This is a genomic window from Paenibacillus antarcticus, assembly GCF_001637225.1.
Classification (GTDB): domain Bacteria; phylum Bacillota; class Bacilli; order Paenibacillales; family Paenibacillaceae; genus Paenibacillus_AQ; species Paenibacillus_AQ antarcticus.
Genome location: NZ_LVJI01000053.1, coordinates 62,402 through 83,524, shown reverse-complemented (window position 1 = coordinate 83,524; position 21,123 = coordinate 62,402). Strand labels below are relative to the sequence as shown.

General features: G+C 40.2%; 16 protein-coding genes. 3 read left to right on the top strand and 13 right to left on the bottom strand.

What is annotated here, in order from left to right; genetic code table 11:
• Window positions 1-32: 32 nt before the first annotated feature.
• The 10 genes from pulA to PBAT_RS22790 form a co-directional block, all read right to left on the bottom strand.
• A complete protein-coding gene (gene pulA, locus PBAT_RS22835) occupies window positions 33-2,372 on the bottom strand; it encodes a type I pullulanase (RefSeq protein ID WP_068652971.1) in 2,340 nt (779 codons plus the stop codon).
• 401 nt (window positions 2,373-2,773) lie between these two features.
• Window positions 2,774-4,489, bottom strand: a complete 1,716-nt coding sequence (gene ptsP / locus PBAT_RS22830; RefSeq protein WP_068652970.1) for a phosphoenolpyruvate--protein phosphotransferase — start codon at window positions 4,487-4,489, stop codon at window positions 2,774-2,776.
• A complete protein-coding gene (locus tag PBAT_RS22825; RefSeq protein ID WP_068652969.1) occupies window positions 4,482-4,757 on the bottom strand; it encodes an HPr family phosphocarrier protein in 276 nt (91 codons plus the stop codon). The genes ptsP and PBAT_RS22825 overlap by 8 nt, the downstream gene beginning before the upstream one ends.
• 379 nt (window positions 4,758-5,136) lie before the next feature.
• Window positions 5,137-6,003 (bottom strand): glucose PTS transporter transcription antiterminator GlcT, encoded by an 867-nt coding sequence (gene glcT, locus PBAT_RS22820; RefSeq protein WP_068652968.1) that lies wholly within the window; start codon window positions 6,001-6,003, stop codon window positions 5,137-5,139.
• 152 nt (window positions 6,004-6,155) lie between these two features.
• Complete coding sequence (locus tag PBAT_RS22815) at window positions 6,156-7,661, bottom strand: flotillin family protein (RefSeq protein WP_188016969.1); 1,506 nt, start codon at window positions 7,659-7,661, stop codon at window positions 6,156-6,158.
• Window positions 7,661-8,200 (bottom strand): NfeD family membrane protein, encoded by a 540-nt coding sequence (locus PBAT_RS22810; protein WP_338045648.1) that lies wholly within the window; start codon window positions 8,198-8,200, stop codon window positions 7,661-7,663. Before PBAT_RS22810 ends, PBAT_RS22815 begins: the two co-directional genes overlap by 1 nt.
• A 278-nt stretch (window positions 8,201-8,478) precedes the next feature.
• A complete protein-coding gene (locus PBAT_RS22805) occupies window positions 8,479-9,642 on the bottom strand; it encodes an iron-containing alcohol dehydrogenase (protein ID WP_068652966.1) in 1,164 nt (387 codons plus the stop codon).
• Window positions 9,643-9,805: 163 nt separating this feature from the next.
• Window positions 9,806-11,395 carry a UDP-glucose--hexose-1-phosphate uridylyltransferase gene (locus PBAT_RS22800; protein WP_068652965.1) on the bottom strand — a complete coding sequence of 530 codons (1,590 nt, stop codon included), beginning with the start codon at window positions 11,393-11,395 and terminating at the stop codon, window positions 9,806-9,808.
• Window positions 11,396-11,406: 11 nt separating this feature from the next.
• A complete protein-coding gene (galE, locus tag PBAT_RS22795; RefSeq protein WP_068652964.1) occupies window positions 11,407-12,393 on the bottom strand; it encodes a UDP-glucose 4-epimerase GalE in 987 nt (328 codons plus the stop codon).
• A gap of 1 nt (window position 12,394) precedes the next feature.
• On the bottom strand, window positions 12,395-13,579 hold the full coding sequence (locus tag PBAT_RS22790) for a galactokinase (RefSeq protein ID WP_068652963.1): 1,185 nt from the start codon (window positions 13,577-13,579) through the stop codon (window positions 12,395-12,397).
• Between the two features lie 175 nt (window positions 13,580-13,754).
• On the opposite strand from PBAT_RS22790, the gene PBAT_RS22785 reads away from it, so the two are divergent.
• On the top strand, window positions 13,755-14,633 hold the full coding sequence (locus PBAT_RS22785) for an AraC family transcriptional regulator (RefSeq protein ID WP_068652962.1): 879 nt from the start codon (window positions 13,755-13,757) through the stop codon (window positions 14,631-14,633).
• A 118-nt stretch (window positions 14,634-14,751) separates the two neighbouring features.
• Here PBAT_RS22785 and PBAT_RS22780 read toward each other — a convergent pair whose 3' ends face one another.
• Together PBAT_RS22780 and PBAT_RS22775 are read right to left on the bottom strand one after the other, a co-directional pair.
• Window positions 14,752-15,489 (bottom strand): NAD-dependent protein deacylase, encoded by a 738-nt coding sequence (locus PBAT_RS22780; RefSeq protein ID WP_068652961.1) that lies wholly within the window; start codon window positions 15,487-15,489, stop codon window positions 14,752-14,754.
• Window positions 15,490-15,552: 63 nt separating this feature from the next.
• Complete coding sequence (locus tag PBAT_RS22775; RefSeq protein ID WP_068652960.1) at window positions 15,553-16,320, bottom strand: HAD family hydrolase; 768 nt, start codon at window positions 16,318-16,320, stop codon at window positions 15,553-15,555.
• Window positions 16,321-16,565: 245 nt separating this feature from the next.
• Between PBAT_RS22775 and PBAT_RS22770 the strand changes: the two genes are divergently transcribed.
• Entirely contained in the window at window positions 16,566-17,600 is a 1,035-nt protein-coding gene (locus PBAT_RS22770) for an acyltransferase family protein (RefSeq protein WP_068652959.1), read from the top strand.
• Between the two features lie 215 nt (window positions 17,601-17,815).
• A complete protein-coding gene (gene ilvD, locus PBAT_RS22765; protein ID WP_068652958.1) occupies window positions 17,816-19,501 on the top strand; it encodes a dihydroxy-acid dehydratase in 1,686 nt (561 codons plus the stop codon).
• A 153-nt stretch (window positions 19,502-19,654) separates the two neighbouring features.
• Here ilvD and PBAT_RS22760 read toward each other — a convergent pair whose 3' ends face one another.
• Window positions 19,655-21,010 (bottom strand): polysaccharide deacetylase family protein, encoded by a 1,356-nt coding sequence (locus PBAT_RS22760; RefSeq protein ID WP_068652957.1) that lies wholly within the window; start codon window positions 21,008-21,010, stop codon window positions 19,655-19,657.
• Window positions 21,011-21,123 lie beyond the last annotated feature (113 nt).

Here is a 21,123-nt window from a genome sequence, read left to right as displayed (position 1 = left end):
TAAGGGTGGTTGGTCATTTACTTATCATCAATTTAACTCGTTCTTCTCCACTGATGCACGTCACTCTTCACAATGATTTTCAAATCACCTTTACCTGTACCCAAATCAATATAACGATCCCGTTCCACATCTTTTTTCTCCCAATCATTTAGACGGATAATATATCCGATTTGACGTGCACCTGGTAATGCTGAAATAACTGCTACAGCTCTACCATTCTTGATCCCTTCAAAATTGACTTGATGTTCACGCATTCCTTTTCCCCAAACCCATAGATTCCATCCTTCATAGTCACCTTTAGGTCTTTCATAGTGAATTTCGATATTACGGGTTGGGTAAGGTTTAGCATCCTTTTCTTCGTACAGTACCATCATAGACAGCTTTGGAATCGTAAGCATATCACCATACACAATTTCTAGTGATTCTGTTCCCGCGACATACTCGTTAACTGCAACGTTCCATCCTGTTAACGACAATGGAACTTCCACTTCAACTGCTTCTGTATTCCCGTTATAAATAACGATAATATTACGCCAAGTATCGCCATTTGCATGATTCTTGAGCATATAGGATACTACGTTCCCACTACATTGCAGTACCTCCACATTCGCTTCCACTTGCTCTCTAGTGTGTAATCGAAAGGCAGAGTGACTCTTACGAAGCGCAATTAATCCCTTGTAATAATCAAACACTGGCCGAAATCTACGCTTGTTATCCCATCGAATCGCATTAATATGATCACCACTTCGATAGCTATTATGATCTCCGAACTTGGAACGCAACATCTCATCACCCGCTTGAAACAAAGGAATACCCTGAGAAGTTAAAACGATACCGTTTGCAAGAATGGTCCGACGTACGGTATCACTCGTGAAAACATTTCTTTTATTAACACTTTTATACGGATCTGATGTCTTCATTCCTTCATAATCTAACGGGTGTCCAAATGACCCTCCCCCGCTATTAAGCAGTCCTGCTTCCTGAGCTAATCCTTCTGTGGTCAGCACTTTATCCCATAAATTCAGGTTATCATGAACTGTCACATAATTAATCGTCTCGGCTGGACAATAGGTGAAATCATGAATAGATCCACTTACCCCCATCATGACCTCTAATTCTTTACCACGCTCACCCGTAGCAAAACCTCGACCCCAACCATCACTATCACCTTTAATCGCATTACGGAAATGATCATTAAACAAGGCAAATTGTTCACCCTTTTGCGTTCCTTTTAACGTTTGCTGTATAAGTGGTGTTGCCCCTCCTGTCCAAGGTTCACCATAAAATATTAATGTTTGATCCACTTCTTCAATTAGTTCTTTCGTGATTTCCTTGACTGTTTGTGTATCCGTAAGACCGATTAGGTCGAATCTGAATCCGTCTATATGATATTCTTCTGCCCAATAACGAACAGAATCCTTAATATATTTCCGTACCATCGGACGTTCAGATGCGATTTCATTGCCAACGCCAGATCCATTCGATATTCTTCCTGCTTCATCCGTCCGGTAGAAATAATGAGGTACAAATGCTTCGAAGGGACCGTCCTCCACCGTAAATGTATGATTATAAACGACATCCATTATGACACGAATCCCTTTTTGGTGAAAAGCAAGAATCATTTCCTTAAATTCAACAATCCGTATTAAGGGATCATTAGCGTTGCTCGAATAAGAACCTTCTGGAACATTAAAATTCTGAGGATCATACCCCCAATTGTACAAAGGAATAGAGGAGTCATGACTATCTACTTGTAGCTCATTCACCGTCTTATAATCAAACACGGGTAGTAAATGTACATGTGTAATCCCTAGTTCAGCCAAATGATCAATTCCTAGAGCATTTCCATGGGCATCCTTTAGCCCTATTTCAGTGAAAGCCTTATATTTACCTTTATAACACATCCCAGAATCGCCATGAGCAGAGAAATCCCTCACATGCAGTTCATAGATGATACTATCTGTTGGATGGCAGAGAGGAGGCTTAGAGTCTTCATACCAGCCTACTGGATTCGTTGAGTTCAGATCAACAATCGCGGTTCTAGCACCGTTCGCTGTAACAGCCTTCGCATATGGGTCTACCGCATAATGAAGCGTTCCATCCATGAACTCCGTTTTGTACATATAGAATAACCCTTTCAAATCCCCACTAAAGTAACACGACCATACTCCGCTTTCATCCTTCTTCATCACAATCTCATGACCATTACTATGATCCGTAACGAGTCCTTGCGAATTATAATGACCTGCTTCTTTATATAGAACCAGCGACACTAGACTTGCTGTCGGTGCCCACACCTTAAATAAACTTCCTTGCGGGGCATAACTGCAACCCAAATCTCGACCTTCATAATAACTTGTTATATCGATCATAGAATATCACCACCATCATATCCTAATATAGGTAACCTAACGACAGATCACATACCACGTTCACCATATTATATGTAATATGGTTTCCTTTAGTAAGGGCTATATCCTATAATATCGCTTATGCATTAATCGAATTATAGGAATATAAACGCCATTCGTTATTTACATAATCATACAATAATTGATAGTGAATGTTGGAAATACACTTTATTTATCTAATTTAGAGGATTATACGCTTCCCAACTCCATTTAAGAATAGCAAAGAATGCAGATAAAAATATTCTATTGTAGGGGGCCCTCTTAATCAAAGAAGTTATCATGAATAGGAATTTATATTACGACAAAAAGGAGTGGCCCATATGTGGACCACTCCTTTTTATTCATACATATATAAATGAATATTACTTACTCACAGTAGCTTTTACCAATTCAACAACTTCTTCTGCAGTACCTTGCTCAAGTGCCTTCTCTGCCAGTTGTATCATATCTGATGCAGATAACTTAGAGATAAGACTTCTCGCAGGAAGAATAGATGAGGCACTCATACTAAATTCATCAAGACCCAATCCAATTAGGAGCGGTATAGCTATCTCATCTCCTGCCATTTCTCCACACATTCCGACCCATTTTCCTTGTTTATGTGCAGCCTTAATGACCATGTCAATTAATCGTAATATAGATGGATTATATGGTTGATATAGATAAGATACACGTTCATTCATTCGATCTGCAGCCATCGTATACTGAATAAGGTCATTGGTTCCAATGCTGAAGAAATCTACTTCTTTAGCAAATTGATCTGCCAGTACAGCAGTACTTGGAATCTCTACCATAATTCCAAGTTGAATGTTGTCAGACACTGCAATACCTTCAGAAGTCAATTTCTCCTTCTCTTCCAGCAACACTGCCTTAGCCGCTCTAAATTCACCAAGTGTGGCAATCATCGGGAACATGATGCGTAGGTTACCATATACACTTGCACGTAGTAAAGCACGTAGTTGCACACGGAAGATGTCCTGACGATCTAGACACAATCGAATTGCACGGAATCCTAAGAATGGATTCATTTCTTTGGGCATTTCCAGATAAGGCAATTCCTTGTCGCCACCGATATCTAGCGTACGAACAACCACTGGTTTACCGCTCATTTTTTCCAAAACGGTCTTATATGCGTTATATTGAACGTTCTCAGATGGAAGTTTATCCCGGCCCATGTATAGAAATTCCGTTCTGTATAATCCAACGGCCTCTCCACCATTCTCAAGAACGCCTTCCACATCAGCAGGGGTACCAATGTTAGCAGCTAATTCAACTTGTACATTATCTTTAGTAAGCGTTGGTAGATCACGAAGCTTCTTCCACTCTGCAATTTGTTGATCATACGCTTGTTGTTTACTCCGGTACTCAGCAACGATTTCTTCTGAAGGATTAATTAATACCTCCCCAGCTAATCCGTCTACAATAACCAGATCACCACTTGTCACTTGAGATAACACATTTTGTGTCCCAACAACAGCAGGGATTTCAAGCGACCTTGCCATGATAGCCGAATGAGAAGTTCTTCCCCCAATATTCGTAGTAAAACCTTTAACATATTTACGATTTAATTGCGCTGTGTCGGATGGTGTTAGATCTTCAGCAATAACGATCGTCTCTTCAGCAATTTCAGCAGGACTTATTTGGCTAATGCCAAGTAAGTGTTTCAGAATACGTTTCGACACATCTCGCATATCCGCTGCACGTTCTTGCAAGTATGCACTCTTCATATTTTCGAACATGGCAATAAATTGGTTCGCAATCTCATTAAGTGCATAACTTGCATTAATAGATTCAGTAGTGATAAGACTCTTCACAGGATCAATGAATTCAGGATCATTCAAAATAAGTAGATGAGATTCAAAAATTTCTGCTTTCTTCTCACCTAATTCTTGAAGAGTACGTTCTTTGATTGCCTCGAGTTCAACACTTGATTGTTGTAGTGCGTCGTCCAACTTATCCAATTCTGCCTGGGTATCATTCACTTGCGTCTTTTGTACAGAATAATCCGGATGTTCCAAGATGAACGCTCGGGCAATGGCAATTCCTGCAGAAGCTGCGATGCCCGATATTTTATTCATGAAGTTCGCCTAACCCTTCTTTGATCATTACTTCTTGAAGTTTGTCTAAGGCTGCTTCTTCTTCCTCACCTTCTGTAATAAGTACCAATGTATCTCCCATTTCCAATCCTAAAGAAAGTACACCTAGAATCGATTTCAACGTTACTTTTTTACCGTTAGATTCTGCAAATGCTTCCGTTGTCTTGAACTTTGTTGCAGCATTTACCAATGCCGTTGCTGGGCGTGCATGAATTCCGTCTTCGTCCACAATTTTGAATGTTTTTTGCATAATATTCATCCTACTCTCATTTTAATTTATTTGTGTTCTGTGCTTATCCATTCAGTTGATGATCACCACTTAATATCTTCGATCATAAATGCGGTATCACTTCTCATCAGAAATGGCCTGAAAGTTGTTGCTACTTCTAGTACGCCTATAGCGCCAAGTTGTTTCAAAACGTACATAAAACAAAAAAGCACGAGTTTTTTATAGTACCTTTAGTTGTTCTTCTAACCTAAGGTTAGATTACCCAATTTAGGGGAGAACAATCAGAATACTTTAAATTAACTCATGCCTGAAATAATCAGTTACACGTAAGTACAATATTAAGTTTTTAGAACTACGACTACATTCTAACATCTTTAATACACTTTTTCAACTTTTTTTGCTACACAAAATTTCTATCATCTGTGCCACTATTTTTCTCAGAAAGCCTTTGTAGATGTACTGTTAAATAGCTTACTTCTGATGGATACACAGGTTTACGTAGTTTTTCTTCCATAATTTTAGTCATCTTCCAAGCTAATGAATATAAATCTGGAAATTCCTGATATAACAATTTATCTAATGAGCCAATCTCTTGTTCGACCTTACCGCTTCGTACACGTTCTAAGGCAAACCGTAAATGCGTAATAAATCTTGAATAGTCCAATGAGTCGCGTGGAATATGAAATTTCATACTTTTCTCCACAATCTCAACCAAATGAGCAACAAGTTCTGATTGTTTCTTAACCTCATTAACATGTTGATCCGTAAGAGCACTATGGATATGTAGTGCTACGAAACCGATTTCATCTTCTTCCAAATCCACTTTAAATCCCTTGCGAATTAATTCGACGACATATTCTGCCATTCGATATTCTTCAGGATACATTTCTTTCGTCTCGAATAGAAACGGATTATGCAGTACAATTCCCTGATCATAACGTTTAATTGCAAAAGATATGTGATCTGTTAATGCAATGTGTATATGCTCATTCAAAGGAACCTTGCTGTGCTCTTTAATGTATAAAATACCTTCATTTACAATTTCTATCAAATGTTCAGCTACTTGCGGAATTAATTGTTTATACTGTTCTTGTTCTTGTTCATTGGTTAAAATAAACATTTTCTCAACGGACGTCAGTGGTAAATCGTCACCAACTTTACAGTTAAAACCTATTCCTTTACCAATAACTACAACTTCCTGAAATTGTGGATGGTTTGCAATAATGACGTTGTTATTTAGCACCTTAAATACTTGTATATTGCCCATATTTAGCACCTCATTAATATACCCTCAAGCTATGAGATATTAACAAAAATATACTCATACGTCAACCACAGAAATAAGATGAAGACGAACAATAAATCAAGCTCTAGTAATATTATCCATTACTAGAGCTTGGGTCTTCACAAATAAGTCAACTATTCTTGTGACGGTAGATCAGAAGTTACTAATGTCACCGGTTGCACCTCAGGTTTCTTTTGAGTAAAACCTTTAATTAGACTTTCAATATCGAGCCCAGAAACATTCTTTAACATCGCCGGTGCAGTGGCCATTAATTCGGTTACGTAATTACTTACTCGAGCAGCACCTTCACCTTTACCTGTGTCGACTACAGTCAGATTATCAATAGAAGCCAGTGGTTGTGCAATCTTGCCTGCAAGTTCAGGCAGCATCTTCATGACAATATCGAGTATGGCAGCTTCTCCGTACTTTTGGAATGCGTCAGCCAACTTTTCCTTCGCTTCTGCTTCAGCGAGCCCACGAAGACGGATTACGTCCGCATCTGCGGTACCTCTGGCCCGTTCCGAATCAGCTACCGCCTGACCATCCAATCGTTTCTGTGCTGCCGATGCTTTCGCTTGTGTCTCGATGGAATATTGCAACGCATCTGCTTCAAGCATTCTACGTGCTTTATCTGCTTCAGCTCCAATCTCAACAGAGTATCGATCCGCATCTGCCTTTTTCTTCACTTCAGCATCATATTGCAACTGACGAACCAATATTTCTTTTTCTTGTAAGTCTACTTCACGGTTTTTGCGAACAATTTCTACTTGCATCTGTTCTTCTACCACAATCTGTTTAGCACGTGCTTCTTGTATATGGTAGGCTTGGTCTGCTTCAGCCTTAGCTGTGTCCTGTTCCTTCTTAAATGAAGCGACCTTCAATTCTTTTTCCTTCGATGCTTCGGCAATATTTGTATCTCTCAGCAGTTCGGCTTTCTGTCCCTGCTCTTCCGCATTGGCCTTCTGAATTCTCGCATCACGTACTGCATCCGCCTCAGCAATTTCTGCATCACGTTTAACCGTCGCAATACGAGGTTTTCCTAGCGCTTCTAAGTATCCGTGCTTATCTCTTAAATCCTTGATTGTAAATGAGACGATTTGTAACCCCATCTTCTTCAGATCCCTTGCAGCCACACCCTGTACTTCTTGCGCGAACTTGTCACGATTCTTGTAGACTTCTTCTACAGTCATCATTCCTAATATCGCTCGAAGGTGCCCTTCCAACACTTCCTGTGCTTCACTTCTGAGTGCATCAACAGGTTTGCCTATAAATTGTTCAGAAGCTGTCACTACGTCTTCAATGGATCCCCCTACTTTAATAATCGCTACACCATCAGCCATAACAGGTACACCTTGCTCGGTATATACTTCAGGGGTTGAGACATCTAGCTTATGAGAAAGAAGTGAAATAAATTGCGACTGCTGGAATATTGGAAGAATGAATGCTCCACCTCCACGTACAATCTTTATTCTACGACCATCTTCGTCTGAAATATTCCGATTACCCAAGAAAGAACCTGTAACAATCATCGCCTCATCTGGTCCCACTGTCTTATAACGTGCCCAGAATGCCATCCCAAGTACAATAATGACAGCAATTACAATAGCTGGAATAATCAAATAATCTGGTATTGATTCCATCAGACATCATCTCCTCTTTTTTCATCAAATTCTGTTACTAATAACACGCCATCTACTTCATCGACAATAACAACACGAGTACCAGCGATCATGATACGTTGTTCAAGACTAGAAGCAATATGTAGAACATTCCCCGCTCCAATCTTAACCATTACTTCTCCATAACCTATGCCAGGAAGAGGAATCGTAATTTCTCCAATTTTTCCAACTAGATCATGGATGGAGTAACCCGTAGAATTCTCACTGTTTTCCATCGGTTTGACATATAGAAAATACACAAGAAGGGAAATGAAAATGGCGATTAGGATGGACAATGACAAATTCGGAATGATACTCAAGCTTGTATGTCGCGTTATTAGAATACCCGCTCCTCCAAATACCGTAATTGCACTTGCTACCACCATAGGCTTCAGAATATCTACAGATAAGAAATCAAGAATACCATCCAATGCGTTACTTAGTACGTCCCCGAATATCACACTTACTAGGGCAAACAGCACTCCTCCCGCTAAACAACTTAAATAAAGCGCCTCCATCATTTCCGTCCTCCTGTCGCATTTCTATGTCTATATTAACTTATACGTTCAACCCTCCCTATTGTTTCAAATATTTCCTGTATTGTAAATAACCATGGCACTAATTGTGAACACTTTTGTCTAATTGTATAGGGGCAATGTATTTGAATGATCAGAACAATAAAGGAACAGAACGTATTCAACACGCCATGGAAAATGACATCATAAAAGGGACTCCACCCAAAGGTCATTAGACCTTTGGGTGGAGTCCCTTATTTATATCGAAATTACATCGTATTATTTTAAAGTGACATGTTATAAATCTCAATCACGTCTTCTTTATTCAACTTATTAAAGTTACCGAAAGGACCAAAACGTAGTGCCTTATCCGCCATGACTTCAATCTGACTTGCATCAATATCGTATTCGCTTAAGCGACTTGGTGCACCAATAGAATTCCAGAATGTACGTAATGCTTCAATTCCTTCAGCCCCAACCTGCTCATCACTTTTCCCTGATGGATCAATACCAAATACCTGAATAGCTAATCGTTTGAAGCGAGCAATATCAACATTCTGGTTATGTTTCATCCAATTCGGGAACAGGATAGCTAATCCGCCACCGTGTGGAATATCATATACAGCTGATACTGCATGTTCTATGTTATGAGTAGCCCAGTCGCCGTTCATCCCCATATTCAATACACCATTCAATGCCATAGTACCACAATACATAATGGTCGAACGTAATTCGAAATTCTCTAGATCTTCAATAAGTTTCGGCGCTGTCTCGATAACCGTACGTAGAATTGTCTCACAGAATCCATCCTGTACAGGCGTATTACTCTCCGAATGAAAGTAATGTTCTAATACATGAGACATAATATCTACCATACCATACACCGTCTGATCCTTAGGTAAGGAGAATGTATGCGCTGGATCTAGAATAGAAAATGCAGGATATGCATATGGACTACCCCAGCCCATTTTCTCTTGTGTCACTTCATTAGTTATAACAGATCCACCGTTCATTTCAGATCCCGTTGCCGCCATCGTTAATACGGTTCCTAAAGGAAGAGCAGCCTGAGGTGCAGCTTTACGCTCTAAGAAGTCCCACATATCTCCATCATATTTCGCACCTACAGCAATTGCCTTAGCACAGTCGAGAACACTTCCGCCACCAACAGCTAGAATGAGTTCAATACCATTCGTTTTACATAGATCTACACCTTTGTGTACCGTGGACAACCTTGGGTTTGGCTCAACTCCAGCTAACTCGGTAACTTCAGCTCCAATCTCATTCAACAAAGCTATGACATTGTCATAAAGACCACTACGTTTAATGCTACCGCCACCATATAGAAACAATACTTTATTTCCGTATTTAGGTACTTCACTTTTAAGTGAATCAAGCGTCCCTCTTCCGAAGATCAACTTGGTAGGATTATTAAATTCAAATGCTATCATTAAATATTTCGCCTCCGATGATAAAATCATTTCATTTCTGACAGATTATCAATTCACTTCGAAAGATAATTCATCATTCCTATAGTATAAACCTTTCCCGATAGATGAACAAACCGCCCTACCTCAATGAGGAAGAACGGTCGTTATTATAGATTATATTCGATTAGGATTGCTCATATCCCAAATGCTGTAGGAATAATTTAAATGCCTGTTGTCCTGCCTCTGTTCTCTTATATACACCTGCATGGCCCAGAATATCTACGAACTTACACCCAACCTTATACTGGATCAATTGTACAGCCGCATCTTTGTGCTGTTGATTGCCATGTTCGGTAACAAGTAACTTGATCCAGTCGATATGTTGAACCAACATAGGCACTTCTCCCGCTATAGCGGAAGTGTAGAGATCTTCATCACCACTTAAAATATTTGCAACGAGATCGAGCTCTTCCTTCAGTCTTCCAGGCAATATAGCCAGACCCATGACTTCGATTAAGCCAATATTCTCTTTCTTGATGTGATGCATTTCTGGATGCGGATGGAAGATTCCATCTGGATACTGCTCGTTGGTACGGTTATTGCGCAGTACGAGATCCATCTCGTAAGCTCCATCCTCACTACGGTGCACGATCGGTGTCACCGTGTTATGAGGAACATCTACACCGGACTCATTCTTAGTAAAGGCCAGAATATCTGCATTAGGATCACTATATTGCTTCCATGACTCGTATATGTTGTTAGCACATTCGAGTAGAACCTGACTATCCTGTGAAGTAATACGTAATACAGACATAGGCCACTTCACGATACTTACGGATACTTCAGGATATTCATGATGCGTAAATAAGGCTTCTTTAGGAGCATTCTGAATCGGGAATGTATGACGCCCACCTTGAAAATGATCATGCGTTAGAATAGACCCTCCTACGATAGGTAAATCTGCATTGGATCCAATAAAATAATGTGGAACAATATCTACGAAAGACAACAGTCTTTTCAATGTATCTTTGGTCAACTTCATCGGCACATGGTCGCGATGAAATATGATGCAGTGCTCATTATAGTACACGTAAGGTGAGTATTGGAACAACCAAGGTTCATCATTCATCACCAATGGGATAACACGTAGATTCTGACGTGACGGATGATTGATTCGTCCTGCATAACCTACATTTTCTCGACATAATTGACACTTCGGATAGATTGGAGGAGGTAGTAACTTCGCCATCGCAATCTCTTTGGAATTCTTCTCGGGTTTAGACAAGTTAATGGTCATTTCGATGTCGCCATAAGCCGTTGCCTGCTTCCAATATACGTTCTTGGACACCCGGTCCATTCGAATGTAATTAGAATCAATGTTCATTTTGTAAAAATGTTCCGTTGCTGCTTCTATTCCTTGATTATTGGATATAGCTTCAAACTCTGCAATCACTTCCGATGGACGTGCCATCAGGAGTCCCATAATCTTAGAATCCAATAGATCACGATACGTATCCGTATTCTCAGGAATAAGTCCAATCTCGTATCCATATTGAATCAATGTATCAATCATGATCTGTGGACTATCTTGCATAGTACGATCTACTTCGTAAGCGAATGGTTCACTGAAATGGAAGAGATCCAATAATAGGTTACGACTGTAATCAACATCATCTGCTTTAATTAAATGGTGATCCAAGGCAAACTGAACCAAGCGTTCAATCGCATGCAAAACTTCATCTTGCTCTGGCGTTCTTGTTGTTGCGATATCCATATTGATCCCCCTTATTCTCCATAACCTTGTGTATGAGACTGATGCCAACTCCAAGCACTTTGAATAATATTGTCTAGGTTAGCATGCGATGGATTCCAACCAAGGACGCTACGCGCTTTATCCGAAGAAGCGACCAATGTGGCAGGGTCTCCTGCACGACGTTCTTGCATCACAACAGGAATATCAAGACCTGTTACTTTCTTCGCAGTTTCAATCACTTCCTTGACTGAGAATCCTTGTCCGTTGCCTAGATTAAAGACGTTACTTTCATTTCCACTTCTTAGGTAATCTACTGCACGATAATGTGCATCAGCGAGATCACTAACGTGGATATAATCACGAACACATGTTCCATCAGGTGTAGGATAATCTTCCCCGAATACAGCGATGTTCTCTCTTTGTTTCAATGCAGTTTGCAATACCAATGGAATGAGATGACTCTCTGGTCGGTGATCTTCACCAATGCGGCCGCTAGCATGTGCACCTGCTGCGTTGAAATAACGTAATGCCACATATTTAATACCCAATACTTTGTCGAACCATGACATCATGCGCTCCATCATCAACTTCGTTTCACCATAAACGTTGGTAGGCTCCGTTCGATCACCTTCAACAATAGGTACTTTTTCAGGTTCTCCATACGTAGCTGCCGTGGAGGAGAATACAATTTTACGAACATTAGCAGCATCCATCGCTTCAAGTAAACACAACGTACCAAATACATTATTATCGTAATACTTAACCGGATTCTGCATACTTTCTCCTACAAGAGAATTCGCTGCAAAATGAATAACCGCATCAATATCATTCTCACTGAACAACTTCGCAAGTAACTCTTTATCTCGTAAATCTCCTTCATAAAGCTTACCTCCTAGAAGGGCTTCGCGATGTCCTGTTTGTAAATTATCAATTACAACAACTTCTTCCCCAAGATCAAGTAATGCTGCCACGGTATGTGAACCAATATACCCTGCTCCGCCAGTTACTAAGATAGCCATATTATATCTCCTCCTTGATTTCTTTTACGCCATCGCCTACGCCACACACATAGAAGTCACTTTCAAATCCGGTTCTAACTCTATAATTATCGCCAACCTGTTGAACGAATTGTTCTACGGAATCTTCATGGACTAAAGACACTGTACAACCCCCGAACCCCGCTCCTGTCATCCTAGCACCAAGTGTGCCTGGAATGCGACGTGCCTCTTCGACCATAACATCTAATTCCACACAGCTCACTTCATATAAATCACGCAATGATTCATGCGATGCATTCATTAATTGACCGAATTTCTCTAGATCATGATTCGTCAAAGCTTCTACAGAATCTAGTACACGTTGATTTTCTTCAACAACATGCTGTGCTCTGCGTCTAACCGTTTCATCTTGGATATGAACCTGTAGCGATTCTAGTTGGTCTGGTTTTAATTGCGCTAAGTAATGTAAGGCCGGAATTTCTTTCTTCAAAAGCTCCAGTGCGATCTCGCATTGTTGACGACGTTCATTATAAGCAGAATCTACAAGTCCTCGACGTTTATTCGTATTACCGATCACTAACTTGTAAGAACCCGTACGGAATGGTACGTGTTTATACTCCAATGTATCGCACATCAACAGAATAGCATGGTCCTCTTTACCATTCGCTACCGCAAATTGATCCATGATTCCTGAATTCACACCAACATACTGATTCTCAGCTCGTTGTGATAGGCATGCTATTTCAACAGTATCGGTCTCCTTACCTTCCAACGTTAGTAATGCATACGCCGTAACAACCTCGATCGAAGCAGAAGACGACAATCCCGCGCCATTTGGAATCTCTCCATGGAAGAATAAATTGTAACCTTTCGTCAATTCACAGCCAAGTTTTCGAAGTTCTACCATGACTCCAATTGGATAATCAATCCACTCACCCGTCTTTTCTTTCCCAATTTCTTGAACATCCATCGTCAACTCAAATGGAATGTTAGTAGAAGAGAAGTGAATTTTATTATCATCTCTTTCACGAATGACTAACGTGGTTCCAAATTCCAACGCCGCGGGCAGAACGTAGCCACCATTATAATCGATATGCTCTCCAATCAGATTAACTCGACCAGGTGCATTAAACACATACTCATTATGTTTTGACTCTCCAAATTTGCTAATAAAGGTTTGTTTCAATATTGGTGTTTGTGTACTCATGTACTTTCACCTGTCCTCTCTCAATATTACTGACTCTTGGTTCTAGTATAAAAGAAAACGCTATCTATGATAATGCAATCATGTGTGTTCAATATGGATAAATGTGACCTTTCGAATTATAATGATATTCAACAGTCCTCACAATAACATTCAAAAAGATAGGAATGATATTCTCATGACACCTAATCCGTCCTATGCTGTAGCCGCTAACCCCGTCCACCATGACGGCAATTCTCTACACGTCCTTTTTGCTGGGGAGAGCCAAACAAGCCCTTTGCATGCGTTAGGCCCCAAAATTTATGATTATTATTTGTTACATTTCATTGAAAAAGGGAACGGCACCTTTCGTACTGAGCATCATATCTATGAACTCGGAGAAGGCTCTTGTTTCCTTATTCATCCTGGGCAATTGGTTAGTTATGTTTCCGACACGAAACATCCGTGGCGCTACCGTTGGGTAGCTTTTATTGGTCAAGATGCACACAATATCGTTGCAGAAGCTGGATTTGTAGATAATCATTCTGTCTTTACGTTCATAAAGGAACATTCACATATCCCTACAGCTATTTCCCGAATGCAAGAGGTATTCTATACCAAGAAAGAAAGTGCACATATGGCCTCGCTAGGTTATCTTTATCTCATTCTAGCAGAAGCACAAGATGTCCTTTCGAGTCAGTCAAGACTTACTGGAACAGAATCGCAGGTGCAACGAACGGTTAAGCAAATGATCCTTTATATGTCCACACAGTTCGCCCATCCTGTATCCATCGAACAAATGTGTGACAGCTTAGGTTACAATAGGGCGTACTTATCACGCATTTTTAAGAAGGAGACAGGTCTATCTCCAGTTACCTATCTATTAAAACTCCGAATTGATAAATCACGTCAGCTATTGCTTGAGCGCCCCGAACTGTCCATTGAACAAATCGCTTCATCTGTTGGGATAACAGACGCCCTATATTTCTCACGACAATTCACACGATTCTGTAGCATGTCCCCAAGTGCATATCGTAACCGAATAGGGAGAAAACCAGGGGGATCTAGTCAGCTATAAATATGAATACGTAGGGATCAGGATCATATTATCAGAAAAAGCCTGCCTGTTCTCAAGTGATGAGAATCAGCAGGCTTTACGTATTTACTATTTATAAAACACAGTGCTTACTTAATGATTAAAGCATCTTATTCACTTTCTCCATCACTTCCGCAATACGATCTGAAATAAGCAAATCAGCTTGATCATCGTAAGGTGTTGGCTCTGCATTTAGGAGTACCGTTCGGCTACCTTTGAAATAGGATACTAATTGTGCTGCAGGTTGTACAGTTAGTGAGGTTCCACCAATAATCAATAAATCTGCGGACGAAATAGCATCCATCGAACCGTATAAGACTTGTGTATCCAAAGATTCTTCATACAACACAACATCAGGCTTGATGACATTACCACAGGAAGGACAACGGGGGACAATATCTACACTTGTAATAATGGCTTCCAATCCATAGTAAAGTGAACAACCCATACAATAGTTACGATGAATAGATCCATGTAATTCTAGAACGTTAGAACTTCCTGCTTTTTGATGAAGTCCGTCAATATTCTGCGTAATAATAGCCTGTAGTTTCCCTTGTTTCTCGAGATTTGCCAGTACATTATGGCAGGCATTTGGCTTGGCATGTTCATGAATCATCTTGCTACGGTAGAAATCATAAAACACTTCTGGATGCTCAACAAAGAAATGATGACTTAGCATCACCTCTGGTGGATAAGGTGAGTGCTGCTCACTTTGATATAACCCTGCCGCTGAACGAAAATCAGGAATTCCACTCTCAGTTGACGTTCCTGCACCCCCAAAAAAAACAATTCTACTACTCTCTTGAATCCAAGAGGTCAACGTTTCTATTCTTTCCATACTCGTAGCACCTCCACATGATTCATATAACATATATTGGATTCAACTATTATAAATAGTAATTTATTCTTTCACTTTTAAATCACGATAATCTGTGATCATCACATCTGCATCAAGCAAACATGCTGTTGATTCACTTAAGGAAGTTATCCCAATCACTAGCTTGACACCTGCTCGTTTCGCCATTTGCATATCCGCATTCGTATCGCCAATAACGACGATGTTCTGAGATTCAATCCCAAGTGCAAGGGATGCCCTTTCTACCATTTCTGGATGTGGCTTTCCTAGACTGACCTGATCCCGTCCAATAATGACTTCGAAATACTGACTTATCCCCGCCCAATTTAATTGCTCAACAGTGGATGATGTTTCGTCTGATGTCACAACACCCAATCTAATAGATGCCCCTTTACATTCCTGCAAGAAATGTAACAGCCCATTCATAAGAACAATTGGCTTCTTCTGTCGTATATCGAGCATAGCATCTTTACAAATCTCAATAGCTTGGGCAAGTGCCTCATTCCATGGTATTCCCGCCGCATATAGCTGCCAAGCCAAGATTCCATGTGTTTCTTCTATTGTAGCCATCGCAAGGGGTCCTTGAAGATCATAGCCACACACCTGACCTTGAGGATCATGTTGCGTACCAAGCACCTGGGCTATGGATCCTGTGAAATCTTTTCCCAATAACATAAGCCTTTTCTCCATACCTGTAAGCACAGACTCTGCCCATTTACCCCAAAGCATCATAAATTGAAACAACGTACCATCTTTATCGAATAGAATAGCTTCACAGGGTACATTATATTGACCTGCTTGCAGTGTAGCCAATGTAACGCCTCCCTTTGAAATTCCGATTTATTATACTCTTATTTTCGAACGTAGATAAAGAGTTGTCAATACTTGTAATCATTTTTTAATTCAATACTTCGACACAATTTTATGAAGTGGTAGCGTTTTCTAACGTGATATTAATCACAAAGTAAACAGAACAGACATAGTAATTTTAAACTATAAAGAAATAGAAGCATTATTAGAACGTCACAATCCCTTGGATAGGGAGATGGAGGAGACTCATGAAGACACAGTCAATTAAACAAGGGGAGACTTATTTTCTTAATTTGCGCTTCCTACTGATTGTTACAGTATTTGTTGGTAACGCCATTGAACCGCTTATTCAGCAGATGAGTGGCCTCCATCAGATATTCTTATGGATACTTACTTTTCATATGCCGTTATTCGTTCTTGTCACAGGTTACTTTGCCAAATCAGGATTAATGGGTGATGCAGGTCGAAGAACGTTAACACAAATTAGCATTCAATATATTATTTTTCAAAGTATCTATTCTGTTCTGGACTATACAATATTTCAAGTGAACGGCATTCATCATTCTTTATTTGCTCCTTATTTATTACTTTGGTTTCTAGCCAGTCATATCTGTTGGCGCTTGTTAACGATCAGTATGAAGAAGTTGTCTCCATACCATCAAATTGTGTTATCTCTTATACTCGGTGTGCTAGTAGGATACCTGCAACTTGACGGCGTATGGCTCAGCATCAGTAGGACCTTTGTTTATCTTCCTTTTTTCATGATTGGTTATCATTTTAATTTTTCAGCTTTCCTAAATAACATCACGCGCTGGAAAAGAACAGGTGCGGCTCTCGTTTCTATAGGCATCTTCATCATCATTGGTTTATGGGGGAGGAATTTGCCTGTTGGTTGGCTATTTGGAAATATGACTTTTATGCAGCTTGGTCACTATGAATGGTATGCTGGATTATTTCGACTTGCTTTGTATGTTCTTCAATTCATTTCTGCGGCAGCCTTCCTAGCTTTTGTTCCAATGGTTCAAAGTGTCATGACTGACTTAGGACGTCGAACGCTATATGTGTTTCTATTACATGGATTCATTATTAGACTAGCTAATACCACGGGGTTATACACTAACATTCAAGGTACTACAGGTGCCATTCTTCTCATTCTTGGTGCTATAGCTCTTACCATTCTTCTTGCGCAACCCTTTGTTCGCCGTGTAGCGCATCCTTTAGTCGAACCTTCCGTACACTGGGTCGTCTCATTAGAGAATAAAGCGTTCCGCCGTTCTATGTAATATTTCTACACTTCTGCCTTTATTCTAGATATTGTTTATCGCTAAAGACACCCCTTCACTAAAATAGAAGGTGGTGTCTTGTTTTTTAGTCCACGATTGGTAGAAAAACCTAACCATTTGTGATAGACTCATTAAAAACCAGCTACATGTTAACTCTGTTGAATAACCGTGTTAAAGCGTTGCTACTATAAATTATTTGGGGGGAACTAGACATCATGAAACCAAAGAAAATGCGTTCAGATATGATTAAGAAAGGCTTCGATCGTGCTCCTCACCGCAGTTTATTGCGGGCAGCAGGCGTAAAGGAAGAAGATTTCGGCAAACCATTTATAGCAGTATGTAACTCTTATCTCGACATCGTTCCAGGACACATCCACCTTCAAGAATTCGGCAAGATTGTTAAAGAAGCTATCCGTGAAGCCGGAGGGGTTCCATTTGAATTCAACACCATCGGTGTAGATGATGGTATTGCTATGGGACATATTGGTATGCGCTACTCATTACCAAGTCGTGATATTATCGCCGACTCCGTAGAAACGGTTGTTGCTGCACACTGGTTCGATGGTATGGTCTGTATCCCGAACTGTGACAAAATCACACCAGGTATGATGATGGGTGCGCTTCGCGTGAATATCCCAACCATTTTCGTTAGTGGTGGGCCAATGAAAGCTGGTAAAGACAGTACTGGTCGCTCGATTTCCCTTACCTCTGTTTTTGAAGGGGTTGGTGCTCATCAAGCTGGTACTTTATCTGATGAAGGTTTGCTAGAACTAGAACAATTTGGTTGTCCTACCTGTGGATCATGTTCCGGTATGTTCACAGCCAACTCCATGAACTGTCTTGCTGAAGGGCTTGGACTTGCTCTACCAGGTAATGGAACCATTCTTGCCGTTGCTGAAGAACGGAAGGATTTCGTTAGACAATCTGCTACACAATTGATGGAATTAATCAAACTTGATATTAAACCTAGAGATATCGTAACTATGGACGCCCTTGATAATGCATTCGCACTAGATATGGCAATGGGTGGTTCTTCAAATACCGTACTACACACGCTAGCACTAGCACACGAAGCTGGCATTGAATATCCAATTGAACGCATTAATGAAGTAGCCAACCGCGTGCCTCACTTAGCTAAACTTGCTCCTGCTTCAGACTGGCACATCGAAGACCTTCATAATGCAGGTGGCGTAAGTGCTATTATTCATGAACTTCTGAAGAAGCCAGGTGCAATTAACGGAGACTGTATTACGGTATCTGCTAAAACGTTACGTGAAAATGTTGAGGGCTGTGAAATCATTGATCAGAATGTTATCCATACTTTAGACAATCCACACTCCGAGCGCGGAGGACTTGCTGTCCTATTCGGAAATATAGCTCCAGGTGGATCTATCATTAAAGTAGGTGCCGTTGATCCTTCAGTAGGTGGCTATCACAAAGGACCAGCTATCTGCTTCGATTCTCAGGATGAAGCACTACACGGTATTACCAATGGTAAAGTAAAAGAAGGACATGTCGTTGTCATTCGCTATGAAGGACCTAAGGGTGGTCCAGGAATGCCAGAAATGCTTGCTCCAACTTCTCAGATTGTCGGTATGGGACTTGGTGCCAAAGTAGGTCTTATCACAGATGGTCGTTTCTCAGGTGCATCTCGTGGAATAAGCATTGGACATATTTCTCCTGAGGCTGCTGAAGGTGGACCTATTGCTTTCGTGGAAGACGGAGATATCATTGAATTAGATCTTAACAATCGCACCATTCAACTAGAAGTTGATGATGAAGAATTTGAACGTCGTCGTGCAAATTGGAAAGGCTTCGAACCTAAAGTGAAAACAGGGCTTCTTGCTCGTTACTCTAAATTGGTAACCAATGCAAGTTCCGGTGCTGTACTTAAGATCTAATTCTCAACAATGCACTTTTATTTATATTTAACGGATGATACAACTTGATCTACTTGGCTTTACCATTCGTCATCTTTCAAAAAAAGGTTGTTCTCCAGTCTTTAGAGACATGGAGAACAACCTTTTTTATCATTGGTTTTTCGATCTTAAATGTTATATTTTTAAATTTCTATTGTCCACAGATACAACCTTTTGAAATTTTGTCGGTTTCGAACAGCGATGAGAACCACTTACTGCATGATGTTCGTATAGATGTTCGATCGGCATAATAATCATTTTGGGTATCAATTTACTTGGAGATTCCTTTAGTCGATCCTGTCCTGCAGGGTGAATAATACTCATCAGAATTTTCAAATAACCCTTTGTCGACTTCGCGAACCAACCATCAGGCAAATCCCGGATACTAAATCCGAATTTTTCCGGTCCTCGATTGATCATACTTACACCATAGAGTGCTTTAGCATCTCTTAACTCATCATTTTCCATTAACTGTTGAGCTAACAAGGGTAGTTCTTTCTCCATCGAGCGAATCATTTGAATAGCTAAGTGTACGGTCGACCGTGACTTCACACCTAATTGAAATAATTTCTGATTATCAAAATGTAATTCAATAATGGCGTCTCCTTTTAATAAACTTGATCCATTATCCAAAGTAAGTGTTTCCCCTTTATAGGCACGAAGCCTGTAATGAAGAAATGGTTCTTCTGGGGTAACCGTCTTGAGTTGGAATATGAAATGAAATACCACTTCCCACATTAACCAAAGCTTAACTACAGCAAGCTTCCAACGCGATAGTTTAATTTCAGGAGCACTAGCTTGTATCATCTCGTCAATTCGAATACTTTGTAAATTACGACGTTCTGCTTCCTCCAGCACTTGTTCGAGTGCAATTAACATTTGCTTAGGTGCATCAAGATTTGCGCCAACGGTTGATCCGCAATCGTGCAGAAGCATGATTTCTCCAGGTTTCAGCTTATTTAACATTCGTTGTGCTAATTTGTCAGATCCCATCTTCTCGCGCCAATCACCGAACATAGCAGACCATAATATAATTTTAAATTGATTTTGTTTGGAGAAATCAAATAAGTTCACAATCCCCCACGGTGGACGATAGTAGGATGTTCTTTCCCCGGTTATAGCATAAATGATTTCATCTGTTTTCTGGATTTGGTTGCGTACCTCCGCAGGACCCATGATCCAATTAGACTTGTGGATATAGTTATGAATTCCGATAAGATGTCCTTCATCGTACATACGTTGTATTAACTCTGGATGTTGTTCAGCATTTCTACCTACTACAAAGAAGGTACCTTTCGCGTTATATCGTTTGAGCATGTCAAGTAATTGAGGAGTATAATGTGGATCCGGCCCATCATCAAAAGTAAGTGAAAAAGCTCGTTCACTCTTTCCCTTACGAAATACTCTAAACCCAAAAATGCGGGTGATCATGCCTGGAATAAATGCATAAAAGGAAGAAATATAAAACAACCAAAGCAGCAAAGTCTGCATACCATCCCCCCCACGTTTCTCTGATTGACTTTGTTATGCTTTACGGATCGATAGATTAAATCAAAAATCACCATCTATTATTTTAGCATATCCTTTGATTATATAGGCGATTA